Genomic DNA, 23,628 nt, shown 5'->3' with positions numbered 1-23,628 from the left:
TCTTGCAAAAAGCTATCGCGACTGAAGTCGCTCCTACATGGCGTTCGCGCACGACCCTTGTGGACTGGATGCGCTCCTACAGCGCCGCTCCGAGCAGCTCGATTTCAGCGAGAGCCTGCTTCGTGCCATTCGGCTCAAGACGCAGCCGGTAATACGTGTACTTGCCCGGTGCACGCACCGCAAAGGCACGCGTCTGCTGCCGCCATGCAAAGCGCTCGTGCTGACGAGTATCCAGCGTGTGCCAGTGCTGACCATCGCTGGATGCCTGCAGCAGCCAGTCCGAGGGTGCGGCGGCGCTGGCGCCGGAGGTGAGCGTAAGCAGCGCAACCTCGCGTGGCCGCGCGAAGTGCCAGCTGATCGTGACCGGCACCGCGGGCAGCGCGGCCTCGGTGTTGCTGTCGTTGTCGGACAGCGCCGCCAACTGCGGGATGGCTGGCGTGCTGCTGACTTCGCCCTGCCCGCCATCGGTCAGATCACGCAGCAGCTGCGGCTTGCCGTGGGCAGTGAGTGATGGCGGCATGGCAGCCTCGTCGCTACCCCACGCCGAGGGCTGCGGCCCCATCGTGAAATCCAGCGTGGCGCCCTGCGCCAGCAGTGCGTGCGGCAGGGTCAGCTGGTTCCACGGCTGGCCATTGACACGCAGGCTCTGGATATAACGATTGCTGTCGCTGACCGCAGGCGCATCGATCACGATGTGCTTGCCGTTCTCCAAGCGGATGTCCATGTGCGGGAAATACGGCGCGCCGATCACGTAGTCGGGCGTGCCCATGCGCAGCGGATAGAAGCCGGCGGCGCTGAACACGTACCAGCCCGACATCTCGCCATTGTCCTCGTCGCCGGGATAGCCCTGGCCGATCTCGCTGCCGACGTAGAGGCGCGACAGTACGTCGCGCACCTTGTCCTGCGCCTTCCACGGCTGCCCGGCGAGGTCGTACATGTAGATGATGTGGTGCGCGGGCTGGTTGCTGTGGCCGTACTGGCCCATGCGCACGTCGTGTGCCTCCAGCATCTCGTGGATCGGCTCGCCATAACTGCCGACGTGGAAGTCGCCAGGCGTGGCGAAGAACGCATCGAGCTTGGCGGCCAGTCCCGCGCGCCCGCCGTACAACGCGGCGAGACCGGCACCGTCCTGCGGCGCGTGGAAGGCCATGTTCCACGCGTCGGTCTCGGTGTAGTCGTCGCCCCAGCGGATCGGATCGAAATCTTTGGCGTCGTAGCGCCAGTGGCCGGCGGCATCGCGGCCGACGAAGAAGCCGACCGCGGGATCGAACAGGTTGACGTAGTCGAGCGCGCGGTTGTGGAAGTACGCCACATCATCGGCGTAATGCTTGGCATACGGATCGTCTGCCGCGGGTTGCTGCGCCAGCACGGTGGCCAGGTTGCCGATCGCGAAGTCGTTGATATAGCCATCCATCGACCACGACAGCCCTTCGTCCACGCCAGTGTCGGTGTAGCCGTTGAAGACCGAACGCTGCAGGCCCTTGCGACCGGTGCCGGCAAGCGGGCTGACCACCGTGGCGTCCTTCAGCGCGGACTGATAGAACGAACGCACGTCGAAGTTGTGCACACCCTTCAGCCACGCATCGCTGAACGCCACGTCGGCGCTGGTGCCGACCATCAGGTCAGCGTAGCCGGGCGAGGACCAACGCGCGATCCAGCCACCGTCGCGGTACTGCTGCACGAAGCCGTCGATCATCTCGCCAGCCTGCGTGGGCGTGAGCAAGACATAGGCCGGCCACGCGGTGCGGTAGGTGTCCCAGAAACCGTTGTTGACGAATACCTTGCCGTCGACGATGCGCGCACCAGACTGCGTGGGTGTGTCGGCACCGGTTGGTGCAGAGAACGGGCTTGCATAGCGATAGTGCGGTTGCGCCGCCGTGCCGGTGTTCTCGTAGGCCTCGTTCGGATACAGGAACAGGCGATACAGATTGGAATACAGTGTGGTCAGCTCGTCGCGGCTGGCACCCCGCACGCTGACGATGCCGAGTAGCGCATCCCATTGCTGCTGCGCGCGCTCGCGCACACTGTCCAGCGTATCGGTGGGTGCGATCTCCAGTACCAGATTGTGTTGCGCCTGTTGCACGCTGATGAGCGACGTCGCGATGCGCAGGTTCACCGTCTTCGTCCGTACGGTGTCGAAACCGAACCACGCCGCGACGTGGTCACGCCCCGCACCAGTCAGTCGCCCGCTGCATTGCACCGGCTGGTCGACGTTGCCGTAGAAGAACAGGCGTGTGGCACCAGCGGAGAGCCGGCTCTTCACATCGGACCAGCCGCTGAAACTGCGGCCGTCGGCATCCAGCGTGATGCCGCCGTGGTCGTTGATGTTGTCGAACAGCAGCTGCGAGCGGTTACCGGTGAAGGTGAAGCGGAACATCGCGGCATGGTCGGTCGGCGCAATCTCGGTGACGATGCCGTTGTCGAATGTCACGCGGTAGCTGTGCGCCTGCGCGCTTTCATTCGCGTGACTGAAGCTGAGCGAGCGTGCCACGCGGCCGAGCAGCGGCGTGCCATCGGGCTGCGCCTCGGGCATCAGTTGCAGGGTCTGCCGGTCGCCCATCCACGGACTCGGCTCGTGTGACAACGCGAACGCCTGCAGCCGCGGACGATTGTCCGCGCCGTTGTGATCCTGGTACTGGTACAGCCAGTTGCCGCTGGCGTCGGTCACCGGCGTCCAGAAGTTGAAGCCATGCGGCACGGCCAGCGCCGGGTAGGTGTTGCCGCGCGAGAAGTTGGCGTTGGCATTGCTGCCGCGGCGCGTGTCGACGAAGTCGCTGGGCCGACGGCGCGTATCCGGCGGTTCTGCCCCGATGCGCAGGTCATCGAGGTAACCCTCGAACGTGGCGACCGGACCGTCATGATCGAGCACGATCTGGCGGATGCGCCGTCCCGCGGCGACATGACCGAGATCGCTCGCTACAAGATTCCACTGATCCGGATACAGAACGCGGCCATCGCCCTGCGCCCGCGCAGAGGCGCCGATGCGATGCTGGTCAAGCGCACCGGTGGTGCTGAGCCGGCTGCCGTCGTCGAACAGCAGATCCACCGCGACGTAATTGGCGGGGTTGCGCAGATTACCCTCGATACGCTGGGGGAAGATCACATAGGAAAGCTGGGTGTCGGCCTGCACCAGCAGGTCGACATCGAACAGGCGCTGCTGCTGGGAACCTGCCGCGCTGCCACGGTAATGCAGCGAATGCAGTCCACTGAAGCCCACATCCGGTTTGGCTGTGAGCGCGACGGACCGAGGCGGCCCGCCCGCGACCTGCGCCATGAATGCGGCGTGTGCCGGCGGTGCCATCGGCAGCGGCTCGCCCGCCTCGAACGAGGTCTGGAAGCTGCTGTCGTGCGCCTGCGCCGCCATCGCAACCGGGCCGAGGCACACCGCCGCGATCATCCCGACGGAACAACCCGCGCGCTGCCATGCCGAAACCTTCATGTCGTCTCCTCACCGATACGTTGATGCCCGCGCGATCCTTGCGCCAACGACCGAGGAGACCGTTGCCGACCCGTCGGCATGACACGGAAGGCTCGTGATTTGAAGCAATCCCCATTGCCCCTGTCAAACCGTGTTGCGGTATCGAGGCGATGCGGTCGCCGCCGATCAGGCGACGACCGCCACTGAGGTTACCAGCCCAGCACGGTGCTGCCGTTGTCGGGCGAGCCATCCGGATGGGTGAACCAGTACACGCGGTTGCGCTGATCGGGGCAGCCCTGGCCGCTGGTGTAGCTGGAAACCACGCCGCTGAGCGTGCCCACGCTACTGCGGTAGCAGCCGCCGAGCGAATCGTTGAACGCAAACGACTGCGCGCTTTGCTGTCCATTGTGGGCGGTGAGATTGCCGCTGGCGTCGAAATCGAGCGTGTCGGCACTGTCCACCGTGTTGGCTACGTTCGCCGAGTACAGCTGGATGCCGAACAGCTTGTGCGACTCGTTTTTCGCATAGCCCTGATGCACGCTGGTGGCCGCAGTGAAGCTGCCATCCGCAGCCGCCTGCTGGTTGTAGTCCAGATGCAGCGGATAACTCACCTGTTCATCGTATTCGCCGGTGATGTATCGGCCGATGCTGCTGCGGCTCGCACCGGTGACGGAGGTGAGCTGGTCGCTGACCTGGCGGTAGGTGGTGTCGTTGATGGTGAAGCCCTGGGTATCGGCAAAGCTCACCGTCTGGTCCACCGTGGTCTGCACGCGCCCGTGCGAGGTGTCCGCGTAGCCCGCGATCATGAAGTGCCGGCTCAGGTTGGTGTTGATGTTGCCGCTGACATTGCCCGAGGCGTCCTGCTGCAGCGTGTCGCTGATGGTCGGCGTGGGCGGCTGGCTGGCCAGGGTGTTGCTCACGACCTGGCCGCTGACCTGCTTCGCATGCGCATCGAGATACACCAGCAGGCTGGCAGTTGCCGAGAAATAGTTGTTGGCACCTGCCACGCTCAGCGCGACCTGATGCGGCGCACCGTTGCTGAGCACGCCGGCGAACGGTGTGAGATCGACCCGGTACGGCATGAAGTTCAAGGTCTGCACGCCGGGAGTGGGCCGCCACAGATAGGGATCGATGCCGCCGGTGTAGATCCACGGATAGACCGGCGCCACACCGGCCGGCTGTCCGTCGATGCTGACCTCGGCCTCGCGGAAGTTGCCGCCGCCACATTCATCCACTTCAGCCGCGTACTGATCCGGCACGCAGGTGTACCAGAACTCGTCGGCGTTCTGGCTTTGCACGAACACGTCCAGATAGGCGCGCTCGACATTGCCTGGCAGGCTCAGTGTTTTCACCAGCTGGCTGGTGGAGTTGCCCAGCACGGCGGTATTTCCTACCGCATCGCTGCCCAGCGGATACACCGCATCCGGCACCTTGGCCGGCGGCGCCAGGATCGAGGCCGGATAGAACAGCAGGCGTGCGCTGCCGTGGATCACGCCGGTATAGGTGCTGTCGACGACGTTGCCGATGATCGCCTGACCGTTGCCGGCCGCGGACAACAGCGTGCTGTAGTCGGTGAGATCGCGCTCCACGTGCCAGCTCGGCGACACCGTCGACGAGGGTTCCTCGGTGGTACCGAAATACAGATTCACGCCACCCAGCCATAACGTGGCGGTGCGGTCGAACTGGCGCCCGGCGGTTACCGAGAAATCCGCCTCCAGCACCACCTTGGCCCAATGCTGGCCGCAACCGGTCGGCGGCGTGTAGGTGTAGGGGCGCGTGTTGAAATCGGTGAACGTGTCGTCCTGGAACAACTGCACCACGCAGGGCGTACCCGGCGGTCGCGGCACGAGCGGATCGGCCACGGTGACGTTGTTTGAACCGACCGGACTGCTGGTGGGCGGCGCAGCGGATGCGCTGCAGGCAAACGTGAGAGACAACCCGGCCAGTGCCAGGCAACGACTGACGAATCGCTTCGGCAACATGCGCAAATCCCCGCGTGATGGTGCCCCCTGTCCGCCTACGCTAGCACGCGGAACGCATGCGGGAATGCCAACGCCGTGGAAATGTCGGATATCGGCGGCAGCCGACCGGGCCGACGGCTCAGCCGGCTGCGCTGTCGGCCAGTGCGTTGAAGCGCGCAGCGATGTAATCGTCGGTGAAACTGGTCATGCCGTAGCCGCGGATGAAGCCGCAGTGGCCGCCGAAATCGGCGATGTCCAGCTCGACGGTCGGCGGCAAATGGAGTTTCTCGAAGGCATCGACCGGGATTACCGGATCATCGCGCGCGGTGAGGATGGTGGCCGGGATCTGCATCGCCAGCAGCGCATCCCCGGCCACCGAATAGCCGTCCAGATACTGCTGCAACGACGGGAAGTCGGTATGGCGCAGCACCATCGCCTCGGTCAGGCCGCGCAGGTTCTGCTTCAGTTCGGCCATCTCGAAATATTCGTGCTGCGGAAACGCCTTCTGCTTGGCCTGCAGCGAGTGGCGCCACTTGCGCATGAAGTAGGCCTGGTAGAACCACGGCGCGGTTTCTTCCAGCGAGAACAGACCCTCGCCCGGATCGATGATCGGGCACACCGCCAGCACATAGCTCAACGGGATACCGACGCGCGAGGTCTGCAACGCGGCACGCAAGGCGAAGTTGCCGCCCAGTGAGAAGCCGGTCAACGCCATCGGGCGTGCCGGCCAACGCTGTGCGATATCGCCCAGCGCATGCACTACCTCGTCGATGCGGCAGGAATGGAACAGCGCCTCGTTGAGTCCGTAGCTGTCGCCGTGATCGCGGAAGTTCAGCCGGAAGATGTCCCAACCGTCGGCGAGCAGGCGGCTGCCGGTCTGCAGCACATAGGTGGAATCGACGCTGCCTTCCCAGCCATGGAACAGCACGGCAAGCCCGCGCGACTGCGGCCGGATCTTCTGCGCGGTATAGGCCCCGGTAAGGCGCACGCCACCGCCGCCGTCGACCACCACCGGCTCGGCATCCTGCAGCACCATCTGCGCGGCACGTGGCAGCAGCATGCGGCGCACGCCGCTGGAGGACAGCATGGTCTGGATGTGACCGCTGCGCAGCGGCCAGGGCGGACAGAAATCCTTTCCGCGCGGCAGGCTCATGCGCGGCGGCCATCCGGCATCGTGGTGTCTTCCAGCGCCGCGGCGATGAGTTCGCGCGACTGTTCGGCCATGCGCCGCCGCGCGTCCGGGCTAGCCGGCACCGGCGTGAGGAAATGCACTTCGGCATCCATCGGCGCCTCGCCAAGCAGGCGCACGATGTTGTGCACGAAACTCTCGTTCTCGCGGAAGCCGGCATCGATGATGCGCCGCCCACCACGGGCAAAGCGCAGTGCCACCGGCTGTACCGGTACTTCGGCATCCAGCGCGGCCTGGAAGATGCGCGCATGGAACACCTTCAGCACGCCGTTGTAGCCGGTGCCGCCTTCCGGGAACACCGCCACCGAACGGCCATCGCGCAGCCGCTCGACCATCACCTGCATCACAGTGGACAGCGAGTGGTTGCTGCCGCGGCGGTGGAAGATGGTGCCACCGTTCGCCGCCAGCCAGCCGACCAGCCACCAGCCGGCGATCTCGGCCTTGGCCACGAAGCAGGCGGCGCGCTGGCTGTGCAGCATTTCGATGTCGATCCACGAGGTGTGGTTGGCGACGAACAGCACCGGATCGGCCAGCGGCTGGCCAATCCGCACCGAGCGCAGACCGAAGATGCGCAACAGCTTGACCGACCACCAGCGGATCATCCGGTGCGCAAACGGCTCCTTGCCGTCCTGCATCACCACATGCTGGTTCCAGCTGAGGATCAGCGAACACAGCAGGATGCCCAGCACGATATGCAACAGCAGTACCGGCACGCGCCACAGATAACGCAGCGGGCGCAGCAGATCGCGTTCGGGGACGGTGGTGGTGTCGATGCTCATCAGTCGATTAGTTTAGCGGGCGCAAGCGCTCAACGCTCCAGTTGGCTCAGTGGCAGTGACGGCGAACGTTTCACCGTGCGCAGCACGAAGCTGGAGTTGACATCGGCAACACCGGCGGCGTTCAACAGATGGTCGAGCAGGAAGCGCGAGAAATCCTTGAGGTCGGCCACATAGATGTGCAACAGGTAATCCATGTCGCCGGTCAGCGCGTGGCAGGCGATCACTTCGTCCCAGCCGTTGACGTGCTCGACGAAGCGCTCGATCGCTTCCGCTTCGTGCTTGGCCAGCTGCACGCGCACGAACGCCTGCAGGCCCAGGCCGACCGCTTGCGGATCGATCTGCGCGGCATAACCGGTGATGATGCCGTCGGCTTCCAGCCGCTGCAGGCGACGCAGGCAAGCCGACGCCGACAGACTGACCCGCTCGGCCAGCTCGGCATTGGTGATACGGCCCTCGCCTTGCAGTACGGCGAGCAGACGCAGATCGGTACGATCAAGGCTTGCCATGTGCAATAAAACTCCCATCCAATCGCAATCTACGCAAGCATAGTGCATTAAGACTGGCATAGACGGCAACAAAACAAGCTTCGTGTGCAAGATCCACCGTATGCTGTTGCTTCAATCGTCCCTGTCACGCCGGAACCCGCCATGGAAAACACCACGCCCCGCAAGATCGAACACCAGCAAACCGATCGCGGCTATGTACCGGTGTATGCCACCGGCGTGGTCGAGCAACCGTGGGACAGCTACAGCCAGACCGATCATGAGGTCTGGGATACCTTGTTCAAGCGCCAGCGCGAAATGCTGCCCGGCCGCGCATGCAAGGAGTTCATGGCCGGCGTCGAGCGCTTCGGCCTCGGCGACGGCGGCATCCCGAAATTCGCCGAGCTCAACAAGGTGCTCGGCGCCACCACCGGCTGGGAAGTGGTCGCGGTGGAAGGCCTGCTCCCCGACGAGGTGTTCTTCGATCATCTGGCCAACCGCCGCTTCCCGGTCAGCTGGTGGATCCGCAAGCCGGATCAACTGGATTACCTCAGCGAACCGGACCTGTTCCACGACCTGTTCGGCCACGTGCCGCTGCTGCTCAACCCGGTGTTCGCCGACTACATGCAGGCGTATGGCCGCGGCGGCATGAAGGCGTTCGCGATCGGCCCCGAAGCGCTGATGAATCTCACCCGCCTGTACTGGTACACGGTGGAGTTCGGCCTGATCAACACCGACGAGGGCATGCGCATCTACGGCGCCGGCATCGTCAGCTCCAAGGGCGAGTCGATCTACTCGCTGGATTCGCCGTCACCGAACCGCATCGGTTTCGGCCTGGAGCGCGTGATGAGCACGCGCTACCGCATCGACACCTACCAGCAGACCTACTTCGTGATCGACGGCTTCGAGCAGTTGTTCGAGGCGACGCATCCGGACTTCACGCCGATCTACGCCAAGTTGCACGAGTTGCCTGCGCATGCGGCCGGCGATGTGCTGGATGACGACCGCGTGTTTACCCGTGGGGATCGCGAAGGCTGGGCAACCAATGCAGATAACTGAGGCTTGACTTCAGCTTGAAGCATGAGGGCCGGCCAGCATGCCGGCCCTTTTCATTTTCACTGGCTCGTCGTGAAGAAATCCGCTGGATGATCTTCACTACACTCGCTATCTAGTAATCGTAGATGTGCTCTATGGATAGTGGCTGCCCATCAATGCTGCGCAGCAGTGCGCTCAGTGAATCCACCTGCACGGCAAGAACCACGCGCTTTTTGCCTGGTACTGTACGAATGGACTGTGTGAACAGGATGTCCTGCGCAGGCACAGGCGGATCCCAGGCGGTGGGGGCAATCAGGCTCAGCAGTATCGGACCACGATTTCCCGCGATCTCCTGGAACCGTGCACCGAGTTTCGCAAGCACGGCGGCTTCATTGGTGAACTCCTGATAGCGCGGAAGCGTTACCAGCGCCGTGCCGCCGGCATCCTGCCTGAGCACCTTCATCTGCGGAAGTTCGGTGCTGGCGCCATCGGGCACGCGATCAAGGATAACGGCCGTGACGGGAACCGGCTCGTCGTAGCTCGCCTTGGTGGCCACGCCAATCAACCAGCCGTACGCGGCCTTGACTCCGTATTCCGTCGTCAGCGCGTACTTGCGTTCCCATTTTCTTATCGCATCGGGTCCCCAAAGGCTGGTGTCCTTCCACAGGCCGATCAGCTTGCTGCGAAAATCGAATTTGTACCAAGGCTCGACGCGAATGAAATCGACGTAATCCTGCGCCACACGCGCGGCATAACGATCCTCCTCGGTCTGGCCGTGGGTGCGCGTGAGTTCGGCCACCCGGCCGATCAGCGTTTCATAACCCGCGCGCAGGCCGTATTCGACGGTCGTACTCACGCCAATGACCATGATCATGACGTGGTATCCCCAGTTCATGGGGTATCGATTCCGGGTGGCCTCGTAGACAGCCCCATAGCCTTGCCAGAACTGGCCGATGTGGCCAAGGAAGGGGAAGTCGCTCGGATTGTGCTCGCGAACGAACACCGCATATTCGGCCGGGCTGAAGACAAGAAACCATTCCGGATAGGTGAGAAAGGTTTGCTCCGGTCCGCGGCGATGCTCCTGCGGCGTCACGATGGCTTCGTCGGCAGCGAATGAGTTCCCCGCGAATGTCGCGACGAGCATCGATGCAAGGATCACAAACCAGCCGCAGCGCACCCAGGCGCGTTTGCGCATCATGCGGCACGCTCGCGCGAGGCTTTGACAAAGGACATCAATACGTTGTCGGAAGGGTCATTCGCCTGCAGCAGACGATTGCCGGAATCGATGAGCCCAGCCGCCTGCAGACGTTCGCTCCAGCTAGCTACCGGGGCGAAGAACCTCAATTCATTGCGATTGGTTTCCCACGGCAGACCAAGGCCGGCGTTGAACACGGTATGCGCAAGCGACACGAAATCGTGCATCAGGGGCGTCGTGACATCGTGGTCGCGGAGAATAAGCACACCGCCAGGACGCAGGATGCGCTCGATCGAAAGGATGAAATCATGCAGGCGTTCGGGCTGTGCATGGTGCAGACCGATATAGCACGTGACCACATCCACGCTGGCACTCGCCACATCGGTCTCGGCGATCGGCGCGTAGTCGTTCATCGGCACGAATCGACCAAGTTTGCCGATCTGGCCGCGCTCGACGACATCCACCGGAGACCCGCCTGGCGCGACATCATTCACCAGCACGATGTCGCCTTCCACGCGCACGTGTTTTCGCAGTTCACTGATGTAGCGACCCGTGGTGCCTATCTCGACGTAACCATGAACCGACCGACGATCACCCAGCAATTGCAGGGTCTGGCGCGCCATCTCGCGCTTCTGCTTGAGCAAGGCGGGGACGGCATAAGTCAGCTCGGAGAGCATCGGCTTGATGCCGGGGAGGTCGCGCTGGAGTTGGCGGTAGATGGCTTCGTCGTCTTTGTGTTCGGCGCAGGCAGCCTTGATCAGGGCATGGAATCGGTCTTCCGGATATAGGCGATAGATGTTCTGCAGGAAACGGTAGAAGCCATCATGCATGCGCCTGTCGTCGAACACACGATGGAATTCACAGCCAGCCGCGTGGCCAACAGGCTGGTTCCCGACGGCCAGCGTAGGTGCGTAATAGGTATCCCAGATCACATTGCGCCAGCGAAAATCCGGATCCAGCCGACGCTTGAGCGCGAACAGCTCTTGCGCGCGCGGGTATGCCTTGTGGAATTGCTCCGGAGTGGCATGTACCTGATAAGGCAGATAGTAGGCACCGCTGCATTCGATGGCCGCATCGATCAACTCGCGGGTCCACACCGCCACGCGATTCCTGGCGTTCACGCGCGTTCGCTGCTTGTAATAGAGAACAAAGGCAAACGTCTCGCCGCGCGCCCAGGCCAGTAGTGAGCCCGGGTCGGCCGCGGCGTGACGCACCGAAATATTGAGCACGTTGACGCGATGCCGTTGCAGGATTTCGGCCATCCTGGTCACGAAATCCTGATAGCGCTCTACCGGTACGAAATACTCCTGGAGCACGAAGGTACGGAAGACGCGCGAACGCGGTTCCAGTTCGGCGACATCGGCACCGGCTTCATAGTTGCGCCAATGCACGCGCTTGCTCGAATACAGCAGCGGATCGATCAGGTATTCCTTGCGCCACTTGCCCAGCGGCGTCTCGGAAATCGCCCAGATGAAGTATTTCTGCAGGGGATACGTACGCCGCGTCGGAACGAGACGGTACGGCACCGTGACCGGATCATCCGTTTCCTCCCAGGTGATCGAGCGTGCCCGCGTGAACTGCGGTGGATAAAGATCGGCGTTGTGAAAGATCGCCCGGGGGGCATTGCGCACCTTCTCGGTGAAGTGGGCCAGATACGTATTGGCTGGCAACTTTGCAGTCACGCGTTTGACGCGCGTATTCCTGGCCAGGTCGAGTTCCGCCTCGACAATGACGCCAAGGCCACCATAGCCACCGATGGCGCCGTAGAAGAGCTCGCTGTTGACGCTTGGCGAAGCTTCCACGCTTTCGCCTGAGGCCAGCACGATCAGAATCGAGCGGACCGCCAGGATCAGCGGGCCCTGGCCCATGTACCGACCGTGCACGTTGACGCTCAGCGAACCGCCAACGGTGAAGTTGGCGTAGCTCTGCATGATCTTGATCGACAGATCATGCGGATCGAGAAATCGTTGCAGGTCGCACCAGCGGATGCCGGCCTGCACACGAATCGTGCGGTGCAGTGGCGAGAAGCTCACCACGCCATTCATCCGGCGCATGTCGATATGCAAGGCGCCGGGGCTGGCGGTCTGGCCACCCATGCTGAAACGTCCACCGCCAATACAAATGGCGCCGCTTGTTCGCTTGATGGCGACGCGTATGTCTTCCGTGCTCGTGGGAGTTACCACCGCCCACACAGGGACCGGATTGAGGCCGGTAACGTCATTGACGATCTGCTGGGCGTCACCCGTAGTCAGCGGAGTGGCGCTCATTTGACGACCTGATAGTCAGGATAGAACTCCGACGGATCGCGGCCGTAGCGATTGGGCCCCGCACTTCCGCGCAGGAATCCAAGCTCGGTCACCAGCAGAATCGGGCCGGCGATGGGAATGAGAATCACGAGAATCCACGCGCCACGCTTGTTGCGATCATGCAGACGTTTGGTGATGAGGGCGACGAGTACTACAAAGAATGGTGGGTACAGCAACAGTGTGCTGGCGTGCCCGAACGCGCGTTCAAAGCCCATAAACAGCAAGATGAAAACTATCCATGCTGCTATGGCGTATGCCCAGAAGGTCGAACGCAACAGACGTCCCCGGAAAGACAGAAACACATCTTTCATCCGCATGCACACATTCCTTATGGAAGCTTTTGGCTGATTGAGACAAGTTAACCATCAAGCGCGCGACACCTAGCCGCCTGCAGTGTTTCGGCACGCCTTGAAGCACATTCATACCGGGAAACGGTTCGGTGGTCCAGATGCCCCCAAGGCAGATTTTGGCGCCCTAGCGCGGCACGGCACCCACCCACGGCTTGATGATGCTGATCCACAGCAGGTAGCCCTTGCGGTTCATGTGCAAACCGTCCACGCCGAACAGCTCGGGCTGTGGCCGACCGTCCTTGCCGAGAAGAAGGGTGAAGGCATCGAGGTAGGTCACACCCTTCTGTGTGGCGGCATACGCGCGAACCAGTGCATTCGCCTGGCGAATCTTGGGCAGCAATACCGCACGCGCCACGCTGGGCTTGATCGCGATGAAGGCGATCGGCACGCCAGGATCGACGGCGCGCGCCTTGCGCACGAAGGCGGCGAAATCGTCACGTACCTGTTCCGGACTGCTGCCTTCCTGCAGGTCGTTGTCGCCAGCGTACATGACGATGGCGCGTGCGTGGTATGGCGCCACGATGCGATCGGCGAAGAAGGTGGAGTCGCTGATCACGGAGCCGCCGAAGCCGCGATTGATCACGTTCACTTCCGGAAAATCCGCTGCCAGCGATTTCCAGTGCTCGATCGACGAGCTGCCGATGAACAGGATCGAACCCGCTGCCGGTGCATGTGCCCGATCGGCCGCCTCGAACGCGGCGATCGCCGGATTCCACTGCGCATGACCGTTCTCGCGCGCCTGTGCCAGCAGCGGCAGCAATGCAAACAGCAGGATGATCAGTCGTTTCATCATTCCACCCTGGTCTATGGAGCAGGCCCCGAGATTAGCGTGGACGCGAGAGTTCGGACACCTTGAGCACCATCGCGATGTGCTGTCCGTTCCAGCGATAGATCATGTGCTCGGACTGCACGCATGGTGCCACCACGTCCGGATGAAACGCGGCGAGGCATTCACCGCCAGGATGCCGAACACTGTCGTAGACGAGGCCGTTGGAACCGGCGCCGCGCAGTTCGCGGGCCAGTACGACGCTGGCAGCGTAACTGTCCGGATCGTGCGCTGCCGGCCAGCCGCCGCGGATATCGTGCAGCTTGCTGTCGACGCTGGTGCGATAACAGCGCATCTGGATATCGCAGGCCGGCTCGGCGGTAGCGGCAAGGAACTTCTCACGGTGGTACACGGTTTCCTCCACCGCGGTGGCGACGCTGTGCGCGGCGTAGAACACGCCCCATGTGCCGTCGGAGAAACGGCTGCCTTCGGGATTGAGATGGGTGAACGCGGCCATCACCGGAGTCGAGCCCGGTCCGCTGATGCGATGCTCCTTCGGCACCAGCTTCAATGCACCTGCTTCTTCGCGCAGGCGTGGATTGGTCAGCGCCTCGATCGCGAATACCGCATCGAGATCGGCCGGCTCGGCGATGCGGTCGTACACGCCCACCGGCGGAAACCGGCTCGGCACGATGCGATACGCCTGGTTCCAGCGGATGCGTTTGATCGGTGGCGGGTTGGTCGGCATGTGACGTCCAGGAAACTCGGCTCTGGTGGGAGCGACTTCAGTCGCGATGCTGTTGACTCTCGGGCTTCGCTGGACTGGAAAGCATCGCGGCTGAAGCCGCTCCTACAACAGCATCGCAAGCACGCGTCTCGTCAACCGCGACGTGCGCAGGCACGACTCGGTTCAACCGCGCTGTGCATCCAGATACTGGCGCACCACGAACAAGTCGGCGACATTACCGGACAGCATGCGCTCCAGCGCGGAATGACCCCCGAACAGCGACGCCTGGTTCGGTTTGTGCAGCCACGCGTCGGCCTGCGTCGGATCGGGGAACAGGATCTGCAGCGATTTCCAGATGCCGAGCAGATAACTGATCCGTTCGATCGTGTCGCGAGCGAGCATGGCATCGCGCTGGCGCTTCCATTTGTAGAACGTGGATTCGGGCGGATCGCCGAGCAGCTTGCGCTGGTCGGCTATGCGCAGCTTCCAGTGTTCGGCCAGCTGGAAGAACGCACGCAGCGCGGGACCGCCCAGCGCATCGGCAGGTGTGGTTTCAGGCAGTGGACGGGCCAGCATACTCAACTCTCCTTGGAAAGTTAAATGTAAAAATACTCCATTTATGCAGTAGTGCGCAACCTTGGCCAGGATCGTGCCAGCGTGCTAAAACAGGCCACCTGCCTACAGGCCACCTGCCTGATGGAGAGACTGTCATGCTCCTGCCGATCGTCTTCACGCTCGCCCTGCTGTCGGTACTGCCCACGCCAAGTCATGCGGCGGTAAAGCAGGCCACGCCCGACAGCCTGGTGATCCAGGACAGCCGCGTGCTGCATGTCACGCCCGCACAGGCCTATGCAGCACTCGTCGACGTGGCGCGTTGGTGGAACAGCGAACACACCTGGTCGGGCAGCGCCACCAACCTCAGCCTCAAGCCTGAGGCTGGTGGCTGTTTCTGTGAACGCTGGAAGGACAACAGCGTGCAGCACATGCAGGTGCTGTGGGCGAGCAAGGATCACCTGTTGCGCCTGCAGGGCGGCCTGGGACCGCTGCAGAACATGGCCGTGCAGGGCGTGATGACATTCACCCTCAAGCCGGGTGATGCTGGCAGCACGCTGCAGTTCGAGTATCGCGTGAACGGCACCAGCGGGAGCGGCCTGGACAAGCTTGCCGCTGGCGTGGACGGGGTCCTGATGCAGCAACTCGATCGACTGCAGCGTTATGCGGAAACCGGCAACGCGAACTCAGCCAGACCCTGATCGCTACGGAGCCTTCTCCCCCTTCGCACAGTCGCAACCGTAGTCCGGCTCCGGACCACCCTCGGCGATGAAGCGGTCGATGCGTTGCTCCAGCACCGGCAGCGGCACCGAACCGGTGGACAGCACGGTGTCGTGGAAGTGGCGCAGGTCGAACTTCGCGCCCAGCGCCTTTTCCGCCTTCGCGCGCAGGTCGAGGATTTTCAGGTAACCGAGTTCGTACGACAGCGCCTGGCCCGGCCAGCTGATGTAGCGGTCCACCTCGTTGGCGATCTCGCGTGAGGACAGTGCGGTGTTGACGGTCAGGTAGTCGATCGACTGCTGGCGCGTCCAGCCTAGATGGTGGATGCCGGTATCGACCACCAGCCGGCAGGCACGCCACATCTGGTAGGTGAGGAAGCCGAAGTGCTGGTACGGCGTCTGGTAGATGCCCATCTCGTTGCCGAGGTATTCCGAGTACAGACCCCAACCCTCGCCGTAGGCCGAGATGTAGCCGTTGCGGCGGAACGCGGGCTGGTCGTGGCTCTCATCCGCCAGCTCCAGTTGCAGCGAGTGCCCGGGATAGGACTCGTGCAAGGTCAGCGCGGGCATGTTGTACAGGGCGCGCGATGGCAAGTCGTAGGTGTTGACCAGATAGACGTCCGGACCGCCGCGGCCGGAGGTGTAGTACGGCGCGATGCCAGCCGGCACCGGTTCGATGGTGAAGCGCTCGCGCGGCAAGTGCCCGAAGAACCTGGACATCTTGCCATCCACTTCCTTGGCCACCCATGCGCTCTTGTCGAGCAGCTCCTGCGGCGTCTTCGCGTAGAACTGCGGGTCGCTGCGCAGGAACTGCAGGAACTCGGCGAAGCTGCCCTTGAAGCCAGAGTCCTGCATCACTTGCAGCATCTGCGCGTGGATCTTCGCCACCTGATCCAGGCCGATCTGGTGGATCGCATCGGGGCTGAGGTCGAGCGTGGTGTATTCGTGGATCTGCTGGCGATAGAACGCCTTGCCGTCCGGTAATGCCTCAGCCGCCAGCGTGGTGCGCGCATGCGGTACGTAGTCGTTGCGGAAGAAGCTCAGCAGCTTCTCGTAAGCGGGGATCACGTTGTCACGGATGCGTTGCAGCGCCTGGCCCTGCAGCGCCTGCGCCTGATCGGCCGGGATCGACGCCGGAAGCTGCTTGAACGGCGCGTAGAAACTGCTCTGGGTGGGATCCTGCAGATCGGCGACGGCGGCGATCGACACATCGCGGCCCTTCAGCACTTCGCGTGGCACACTGAAACCACGCTGCAGCCCGGAGCGCATGTTGGCGATCTGCTGGTCGAAATAAGCGGGGATCTGATTGAGCCGATCCAGATACTTGCGATAGTCGTCGGCCGTGCGCAGCTTGTCGCTGCCAAGGTCGTAGTCGATGTCGGACCAGAATGCCGAGTCGCTGTTGAATGGCATCTGCCAGTTCATGAACTTCTGGTCGGCGACGAAGTTGCCGATCTGCTCGCGATAGACCGCGTAGTTGACCTGGTTGGCCGGCGACAGCTGCGCCACGTCGATGCCGTCGAGCTGCTTGAGCACGTGCTGCCAGTAATCCAGCCGCTGCTGCTGGCTTGCCGCGTCGACGTCGTCGAGGCGGCCATTGTTCGGTTGCGATTCGCCCGACGCGCTGACCCCGGCGTGGCCGGTGCGCCAAGCCCACTCGCTGCTGTAGATCTGCTTGAAACGCGCATTGTTGTCCTGCGCGGCCCATGCCGGTGAGGTCAGAAGCGCGGCGCCCAACAGCAGCCATGGCATGCCCGGGATGATCTTCACTGCAGGGGTTTCCTTGTTGGTTGCGGCGCAGGTGCGGCCGCCAAGGCTGCATCTTCCACGCTCCAGAAGTCGAGCGCCTGTGGCAAAAGCTGGGGTAGCGTCGCCCGCAGCAGGAGGTCACGCACCGCGTCCTTCAGGCGCGCCACGCGCAGCATGATGTCACGCGCGCTGAGCCATGTCGCGAAATCCGCCAGCGCCTCCAGCGCGGTACTGTCCAGGTCGGAAGACTCCTCCAGGCTCAGCACCACCACGCGGGTCCCGGCATGCTCGTCGACCCGCTGGCGTGCCAGTGCCAGGATCGATTCCGCGTTGGCGAAGAACAGCGGCTCCTCCGGACGCAGAATCAACATGCCGGCCTGCTCATGCGCACTCGGATGTTCCGCGATGTCGACGAAATCGTGACTGCCGGGAAGCTGGCCGAGTACGCTGAGGCGTGGCGTGGCGAGCTGGCGCAGCAGCATCACCAGGCTGAAGGCGATCGCCACCAGCAGACCGTTGAGGATGCCGAGCGCAAGCACCGCGAGCACCGCGGCAAGTGCCACCAGCCGGTCGCGCTTCCACTGCAGGTAGGGCCGAAACACGGCCAACCGCCATGACTTGCTCACCGCATGGATCACGATCGCCGCCAGCACCGGCTCGGGAATGCGTTCGATCCAGCGCAGCAACAGCAACACCATCAGCAACACGCTGCCGGCGGCGACCAGCCCAGCCAGCCGCGAGCGCGCGCCAGCCGCCTCGTTCGCCGAGGTGCCGGAATAGCCCGCGCCAAGCGGCATGCCGTGCAGCAGGCCCGACAGCGCATTGGCCACGCCGAGCACCAGCAGATCGCGATTCGCGTCGACCGGATCGCCATGCTTCAGGGCGAACGCACGGATCGCCCCGTACGACTCCGCGTACAGCACCAGCAACAAGGCCGCGGCCAGTTCGATGCTGGGCAGCCACTCCCCGCTCGATGGCCATGCCGGCATCGACCAGTCCGGGGTGAGATTTATCACCCCGGTCAGGGTCACACCGTACTGCGCCAGCCAGCCGGAAGCCGCCACGCCGAGCACGATCACCAACAGGCTGCCAGGCAAACGGCGCACCCGTTCGCACAGAAACAGCAGCAGCAGGGCGACCACACCGGCGCCCATCGTGGCTGGCTGGATCTGGCCGATCGATTTGAACAACGTCATAAGCAACAGCGGTACGAAATCGCCGTGCAGGCCCGGCAGGCCGAACAGGTTCGGCAGCTGCTTCAGCGCGATCACGCAGGCCAGGCCGAATGTGAAACCGCGCAGCACCGGCCGTGCGATCAGATGCGACAGCCCGCCGAGACGTGCGAACCCTGCGACCAGGAAACACCCGCCGGTAAGCAGCACCAAAGTGGCCGCCACTGCAGCGCGCGACGCGCCTGCGGGACCTGCCAGCGCGAGTGTTCCGGCCGCCAGTACCGCCGCCGAGGACGAAGTGGCCGAGACGATCGCGTAGCGGCTGCGCCCGAGCAGGCCATAGCAGACCAGACCGACCAGCAGCGCGATTACACCGGCTTGCGGCGGCAGCCCGGCGATGCCCGAGTACGCCACCGCTTCGGGCAGCAGCAGGCCGGCGATCGACAACCCGGCCAGTACGTCGACGCCAAGCGTGGAACCCGGCGAGACAGCAGCGGCCGGGCGTGCGCTCATTCGATCGTCCCGCTCCAGCCCGGCAGGTACGCCGTCTCCTGGCTATGCGCCAGCAACACGGCCTCCTGCAGCAGCTTCGCGCTGATCTTGCCACCCGGCAGCTTCAGTCGACGTCGGTAGAAATCCGCCCACAGGAACTCAGAATACGGCAGCGCATCCTTGGCGCAGCCACCGGCCACACGCACCCGCGCGGCAAGCGTGCGATAGGGATCATCCGCCATGTCACCGAGACTGGTCGGGATCGCGGCGTAGTCGGTGCGGGTCCCGTGCTGGTCATACGGATGCGCCCAGCGACTGAATTCCATGGTGCGCCAGAACACGTCCGGCTGCAGCCACGAGAAGTCACGCTGGATCATCACCGGCACGCTCTTCACGCCCTCTTCCATCAGTGCCAGGCCGAGGTGGTGGTGGTCGACGATATAGACGCGCTGCTTCGGCCCCAGCACGCCGGGAAACCAGTGCGACTCGAGGAGTTCCTTGCGCTTCTTGCGACCGAGTATTTCCCACTCTGCGCGTTTGGCCGCAACCTCGGCCTTGCCGACGGTCAACTGGGTCGGCCGCAGCTTGGCAGGAGCGATCGACAACAACGGGTGATGCAGGCCTGACGACATCGCACGACTCCTTCGGACCGACGCAGTGCTGCCGAGCGTACCCGAGCCGGCACCGTGTTGGGCTCATGTGTCAGACGTAATTTTCTGCGGCGTCCAGCTATTCCATGCCGGCGTAGTAGCCGCGCATCGCCAGCAGATAGGCGTCCAGATTGCGGCCGTCCCCTTCGTCGAACAGCTCGCCGGTCTCGGCGAGTTCATCGATGCGATCGGGCCGGAAGTTGCGGAAATCCAGACGCAGCCGGCACCACGTGCCGAGCGTCCACTTGCCACCCCAGAACGCCAGGCACAACGGCTCGACCTCGCGCGTGCTGACGCTGCCCGCCTCGTCGCGATAGGCCAGTTGCAATACCTGGCGCGCCTCGATCGCCGCATGCAGACGATCGATCCGCGCAGCGAACGCCAGCTTGTGTTCATCACGCCAGATCGGCGCGTAGATGCGCGTGCGTGCCGAACGCTCGCGCAGTTCAGGCGGCAGTACCGCCTCGATCTTCATCAAGGCAGTCTGTGCGCCTTCGGCCAGTTTGGCGCCGGCAAATGCACGGACGAAACGCGTGCCAACCACCAGCGATTCGAGCTCGTCGGCGGTGAACATCAGCGGCGGGATGTCCGAACCCTTGCGCAATACATAGCCGACGCCGGCCTCGCCCTCGATCGGCACACCGGAGAGCTGCAGGTCGGCGACGTCGCGATAGACCGTGCGCAGGGAGACACCCAGCGTTTCCGCGAGCTGGCGCGCGCGCAAGGCCGTGCGGCGCCCGCGCAGGGCGTTGATGATGAGGAACAGGCGATCGGCACGACGCATCCGCACATCATCGCCGAGCCGGGTGACGACGAACAGCGCCGAACGTCACGCCATGTGCTGTTCATGGCATCAGACCCATCGAGATCAGGCCGCCTGCGCAGCCGCCAGTTCGGCATCCGCCGCGGCCGCGCGCTGCATCGCAGGCCGCGCGAGTACGCGATCGATATAGGTGCGGATCACCGGCAGCTCCGGCACCAGCTTGAACATCGTGGTCCAGTTCAGCGCGGTGCCCCACAGCACATCGGCCGCACTGAAGGTATCGCCCAGCAGGTATGGCCCCTGTTCCAGTTGATCCGTGAGCGTCTTCAGCATGGTGTCGAAGTCGCCATATGGACAGGTCGATGGTGCCGCCGGCTCACGCTGCATCGACTTGTCGACCAAGGCCGGCTCGAAGCACGATCCGTAGAACACCAGCCAGCGCAGGTAGGGCCCGCGCAACGGATCGCCGATCGGCGGCGCCAGCTTCGCTTCGGGATAGAGGTCGGCCAGATACAGGAACACCGCCGGCTGCTCGGTGATCAAGGCCTCGCCATGGCGGATCGCCGGTACCTTGCCCATCGGATTGATCGCGAGGTAATCCGGCTTGCGCTGCTCGCCCTGCTTGAAGTTCAGCACGTGCAGATCGAACTGCACGCCGAGTTCCTCAAGCAGTGCACGGGTACCACCGGAACGGCTGTTCGGGGCATGGAAGAACGTGACTTTCGGGTTCATGGCGATTCCTCGCGATGGTTGTCAGTGATGTAACGATCAAAGATGCCGCGTTTCCGCCGGCGGCGACTGCCAGTTGTTGGCGCGACCGTCAGCGTAGTGCAGTGGCGCATCGATCAGTTCCTGCGGCTCGACACCGTCGAGGCAGGCCAGGCTGACGCTGTAGAAGTTGCCGCCGAGCACATCCAGATGGCCACGGCCGAACGGACGGACGCCGCAATGCCGACAGAACAAGTGGTGCATGCTGTTCGAGCCGAACTGATAGTCGGACAGCGCACCCTCTCCCGACAGCAGGCGGAACGCGTCCGGTTTCACGATCACGCCCCACGACCGTGTCTTGGTGCAGATCGAGCAATTGCAACGACTGGTGCCCGCGGCGAGGTCGATCGTCGCTTCGAGGCGCACCGCACCGCAATGGCAACTGCCGTGATAGGTCTTGTTCATGACTTGCTCCGCTTGAAGAAGTTGCCGTGATACAGGGCCGCCAACGCGACCAGCAGCATGCGTCGGCGGGGTTGGCCGGCAGGCGCCGATTCGGGCCGCTCGTTCGAAGCATCTGCGGCCGGCCAGCGGTACTGTCCATCCATCAGCAAGCCGCGCAGATGAAGCGGTCGGTAGGCCATCAGGGCGCGTTGCAAAATCGGATTCATGCAGGTGTCCTCATGCCGCAGCCAGGGTTTCGCCGACGCACCACGGCGGCAGCTGGGCATGCTTGAAAAGCCGGTACCAGTGTTCGCGGTCGCTGGGGCTGTACAGATCCAGCGTGTGGATCACCTCGCGGGCGAACTCCACGCTGCCGAGATGACTGGCGGTGATCGTGCCGCCATCGCTGACTGCCAGCACCTCGCTGTCGTACTGCCCGGCGCCGGCATAACCGGGCACCTGGCTGGCGATCTGGCCGGGCCAGTTACCGGTGTGGCGGCAATCATCGAGCAGGCCCGCGCGGGCCAGCGCCAGCACGCCACTGTCGATGGCGGCTACCGGTGCACCAGCTGCGTGCAGCTCGCGAATGGCGGCCGCGGCCGCCGCGCCTTCGCCGCGCTGCCACAGATGACCGCCAGGCACGATCAGCAATGCTGCGCACTGAAGGTCGAGCTGCGCCAGCGCCAGCTCGGGCTGAACGGTGAGGCCACCCATCGATGTCACCGGTGTCCGCGAAAAACCCACCGTCTGCACCCGCCAATCGCCGGGGCGCCGGATCTCGCACAACGCCAGCGCGGCCTGCCAGTCGGCAAAGCCGTCAAACACCAGGAAATAAACCGTATCGCGCATGTTGTATCCCTCCGCTGTGGAGGGACAGCATGCCCAGCCACTACTGCCAACGTAGTGTCAGTAACCGGTCGGCTCGATGACTATTCGGGCCACCGGTCGGCACCGTGCTGGCGCTGTTCAGCCGGAGCCGGGACAATGCGCCATTCTTCTGCACGGACCCGACATGAAGCCCATCTCGCTGATCCAGTTCCTGATCGAGGAACGCCGCGCCGGCCATATCAATGCCGAACTTTCGCTGCTGATCGAAGTGGTCGCGCGCGCATGCAAGCGCATCGCGGTGGCCACCAACAAGGGCGCGCTCGGCGGCGTGCTGGGCATGGCCGGCAGCGATGATGCGCTCAGCATGAACATCCAGGGCGAGGCGCAGAAGAAGCTGGACGTGATCTCCAACGAGATCCTGCTGGAAGCGAACGCCTGGGGCGGCCACCTCGCCGCCTGCGCGTCAGAGGAGATGGAAGACCCGCAGCAGATTCCGGACGGCTATCCGAAGGGCAACCACCTGCTGTTGTTCGATCCGCTGGACGGCAGTTCGAACATCGACGTGAACATCTCGGTCGGCACGATCTTCTCGGTGCTGCGCTGCCCGGACGACGTCACTGAGCCGAAAGCCGAACACTTCCTGCAGCCGGGCACCACCCAGCTCGCCGCCGGTTACGTGGTGTACGGCCCGGCCACCGTGCTGGTACTCACCTTCGGCCACGGCACGCATGAATTCACGCTGGAGCGCGAGGTCGGCAGTTTCATGCTGAGCCGGCGCGGCATCCACATCCCGGAAGAAGCCACCGAGTTCGCCATCAACATGTCGAACCAGCGTCACTGGCAGGCGCCGATGCAGCGTTACATCGGCGAGCTGCTGGCCGGCAAGGAAGGTCCACGCGGCAAGGACTTCAACATGCGCTGGGTCGCCTCGATGGTGGCCGACGTGCACCGCATCGTGACCCGCGGCGGCGTGTTCTATTACCCACTGGACGCGAAGATCCTCAAGCAGGGCGGCAAGCTGCGCCTGATGTACGAGGCCAACCCGATGGCCTTCATCATCGAGCAGGCCGGCGGTGCGGCGACCACCGGACGCGAACGCATCATGGAACTGCAACCGACCGGACTGCACCAGCGCGTGCCGGTCTTCCTCGGCTCGAAGAAGGAAGTCGAGGTGGCCACGCATTACCACCTGGAAGCCGACGGCGCGCATAGCTGACACAGTGGCTCCCTTCACCTGAAACAGGTGGAGGGAGCCGTGCAAGAGCAACCCCGCGGCCTGTCTTGCGCCCCGGTCGCGCCATGATCTGGTCATAGACTCGTACCTCTCATCCTCTCCCGCGCGA

The 23,628-nt window shown here is 63.7% G+C and carries 22 protein-coding genes; 3 read left to right on the top strand and 19 right to left on the bottom strand.

Translation table 11 applies throughout. From position 1 onward, the window contains the following. Positions 1–76: 76 nt before the first annotated feature. The 5 genes from B0E48_RS16555 to B0E48_RS16535 form a co-directional block, all read right to left on the bottom strand. On the bottom strand, positions 77–3,439 hold the full coding sequence (locus B0E48_RS16555) for a GH92 family glycosyl hydrolase (protein ID WP_254424003.1): 3,363 nt from the start codon (positions 3,437–3,439) through the stop codon (positions 77–79). A 188-nt stretch (positions 3,440–3,627) separates the two neighbouring features. Continuing rightward, on the bottom strand, positions 3,628–5,400 hold the full coding sequence (locus B0E48_RS16550) for a peptide-N4-asparagine amidase (RefSeq protein ID WP_077519266.1): 1,773 nt from the start codon (positions 5,398–5,400) through the stop codon (positions 3,628–3,630). A gap of 118 nt (positions 5,401–5,518) precedes the next feature. Further along, entirely contained in the window at positions 5,519–6,532 is a 1,014-nt protein-coding gene (locus tag B0E48_RS16545; protein WP_077519265.1) for an alpha/beta fold hydrolase, read from the bottom strand. Then, positions 6,529–7,347 (bottom strand): lysophospholipid acyltransferase family protein, encoded by an 819-nt coding sequence (locus B0E48_RS16540; protein WP_077519264.1) that lies wholly within the window; start codon positions 7,345–7,347, stop codon positions 6,529–6,531. The genes B0E48_RS16545 and B0E48_RS16540 overlap by 4 nt, the downstream gene beginning before the upstream one ends. Positions 7,348–7,376: 29 nt before the next feature. Then, positions 7,377–7,853 carry an Lrp/AsnC family transcriptional regulator gene (locus B0E48_RS16535; RefSeq protein WP_077519263.1) on the bottom strand — a complete coding sequence of 159 codons (477 nt, stop codon included), beginning with the start codon at positions 7,851–7,853 and terminating at the stop codon, positions 7,377–7,379. 141 nt (positions 7,854–7,994) lie between these two features. On the opposite strand from B0E48_RS16535, the gene phhA reads away from it, so the two are divergent. After that, a complete protein-coding gene (gene phhA / locus B0E48_RS16530) occupies positions 7,995–8,888 on the top strand; it encodes a phenylalanine 4-monooxygenase (RefSeq protein ID WP_077519262.1) in 894 nt (297 codons plus the stop codon). A 109-nt stretch (positions 8,889–8,997) separates the two neighbouring features. On the opposite strand, the gene B0E48_RS16525 is transcribed toward phhA, so the two are convergent. The 6 genes from B0E48_RS16525 to B0E48_RS16500 form a co-directional block, all read right to left on the bottom strand. Beyond that, positions 8,998–10,062, bottom strand: coding sequence for a hypothetical protein (locus B0E48_RS16525; RefSeq protein WP_077519261.1), 1,065 nt, complete (start codon positions 10,060–10,062; stop codon positions 8,998–9,000). Then, complete coding sequence (locus B0E48_RS16520; RefSeq protein ID WP_077519260.1) at positions 10,059–12,326, bottom strand: FAD-binding protein; 2,268 nt, start codon at positions 12,324–12,326, stop codon at positions 10,059–10,061. Before B0E48_RS16520 ends, B0E48_RS16525 begins: the two co-directional genes overlap by 4 nt. Beyond that, the gene (locus B0E48_RS16515; protein ID WP_077519259.1) at positions 12,323–12,682 is read right to left on the bottom strand and encodes a DUF805 domain-containing protein; all 360 of its coding nucleotides are present in this window, start codon (positions 12,680–12,682) and stop codon (positions 12,323–12,325) included. The genes B0E48_RS16520 and B0E48_RS16515 overlap by 4 nt, the downstream gene beginning before the upstream one ends. Positions 12,683–12,839: 157 nt before the next feature. After that, positions 12,840–13,505 (bottom strand): SGNH/GDSL hydrolase family protein, encoded by a 666-nt coding sequence (locus B0E48_RS16510; protein WP_077519295.1) that lies wholly within the window; start codon positions 13,503–13,505, stop codon positions 12,840–12,842. 34 nt (positions 13,506–13,539) lie between these two features. Then, positions 13,540–14,229 (bottom strand): RES family NAD+ phosphorylase, encoded by a 690-nt coding sequence (locus B0E48_RS16505; protein WP_077519258.1) that lies wholly within the window; start codon positions 14,227–14,229, stop codon positions 13,540–13,542. Positions 14,230–14,391: 162 nt separating this feature from the next. Further along, the gene (locus B0E48_RS16500) at positions 14,392–14,784 is read right to left on the bottom strand and encodes an MbcA/ParS/Xre antitoxin family protein (RefSeq protein ID WP_077519257.1); all 393 of its coding nucleotides are present in this window, start codon (positions 14,782–14,784) and stop codon (positions 14,392–14,394) included. Positions 14,785–14,918: 134 nt separating this feature from the next. Between B0E48_RS16500 and B0E48_RS16495 the strand changes: the two genes are divergently transcribed. Beyond that, positions 14,919–15,461: an SRPBCC family protein gene (locus B0E48_RS16495; protein WP_077519256.1), complete on the top strand. Its 543-nt coding sequence runs from the start codon at positions 14,919–14,921 to the stop codon at positions 15,459–15,461. A gap of 3 nt (positions 15,462–15,464) precedes the next feature. Here the strand turns inward: B0E48_RS16495 and B0E48_RS16490 are convergent, their stop codons facing one another. The 8 genes from B0E48_RS16490 to B0E48_RS16455 all read right to left on the bottom strand — a co-directional run bounded on the left by B0E48_RS16490 (position 15,465) and on the right by B0E48_RS16455 (position 22,306). After that, the gene (locus B0E48_RS16490) at positions 15,465–17,231 is read right to left on the bottom strand and encodes a DUF885 family protein (RefSeq protein WP_077519294.1); all 1,767 of its coding nucleotides are present in this window, start codon (positions 17,229–17,231) and stop codon (positions 15,465–15,467) included. 14 nt (positions 17,232–17,245) lie between these two features. Continuing rightward, positions 17,246–18,913, bottom strand: a complete 1,668-nt coding sequence (locus B0E48_RS16485; RefSeq protein WP_077519255.1) for a SulP family inorganic anion transporter — start codon at positions 18,911–18,913, stop codon at positions 17,246–17,248. Further along, the gene (locus tag B0E48_RS16480) at positions 18,910–19,524 is read right to left on the bottom strand and encodes a ParB-like protein (RefSeq protein ID WP_077519254.1); all 615 of its coding nucleotides are present in this window, start codon (positions 19,522–19,524) and stop codon (positions 18,910–18,912) included. Before B0E48_RS16480 ends, B0E48_RS16485 begins: the two co-directional genes overlap by 4 nt. A gap of 97 nt (positions 19,525–19,621) precedes the next feature. Then, positions 19,622–20,326, bottom strand: coding sequence for a YafY family protein (locus tag B0E48_RS16475; protein ID WP_077519253.1), 705 nt, complete (start codon positions 20,324–20,326; stop codon positions 19,622–19,624). An 84-nt stretch (positions 20,327–20,410) separates the two neighbouring features. Next, entirely contained in the window at positions 20,411–21,037 is a 627-nt protein-coding gene (locus B0E48_RS16470; protein ID WP_077519252.1) for a glutathione S-transferase family protein, read from the bottom strand. Between the two features lie 36 nt (positions 21,038–21,073). Beyond that, on the bottom strand, positions 21,074–21,478 hold the full coding sequence (locus B0E48_RS16465; RefSeq protein ID WP_077519251.1) for a GFA family protein: 405 nt from the start codon (positions 21,476–21,478) through the stop codon (positions 21,074–21,076). Further along, positions 21,475–21,684, bottom strand: a complete 210-nt coding sequence (locus tag B0E48_RS16460) for a hypothetical protein (RefSeq protein ID WP_077519250.1) — start codon at positions 21,682–21,684, stop codon at positions 21,475–21,477. Before B0E48_RS16460 ends, B0E48_RS16465 begins: the two co-directional genes overlap by 4 nt. A gap of 10 nt (positions 21,685–21,694) precedes the next feature. Then, entirely contained in the window at positions 21,695–22,306 is a 612-nt protein-coding gene (locus tag B0E48_RS16455) for a DJ-1/PfpI family protein (protein WP_077519249.1), read from the bottom strand. A 163-nt stretch (positions 22,307–22,469) separates the two neighbouring features. Between B0E48_RS16455 and B0E48_RS16450 the strand changes: the two genes are divergently transcribed. Next, the gene (locus B0E48_RS16450; RefSeq protein WP_077519248.1) at positions 22,470–23,501 is read left to right on the top strand and encodes a class 1 fructose-bisphosphatase; all 1,032 of its coding nucleotides are present in this window, start codon (positions 22,470–22,472) and stop codon (positions 23,499–23,501) included. Positions 23,502–23,628: the final 127 nt, after the last annotated feature.

Origin of the sequence: Rhodanobacter sp. C03, from assembly GCF_002001175.1 — a bacterium.
In the GTDB taxonomy this organism is placed as follows: domain Bacteria; phylum Pseudomonadota; class Gammaproteobacteria; order Xanthomonadales; family Rhodanobacteraceae; genus Rhodanobacter.
The sequence above is the reverse complement of the archived record's forward strand: the minus strand, read 5'-3'. Positions and strand labels throughout refer to the sequence as shown.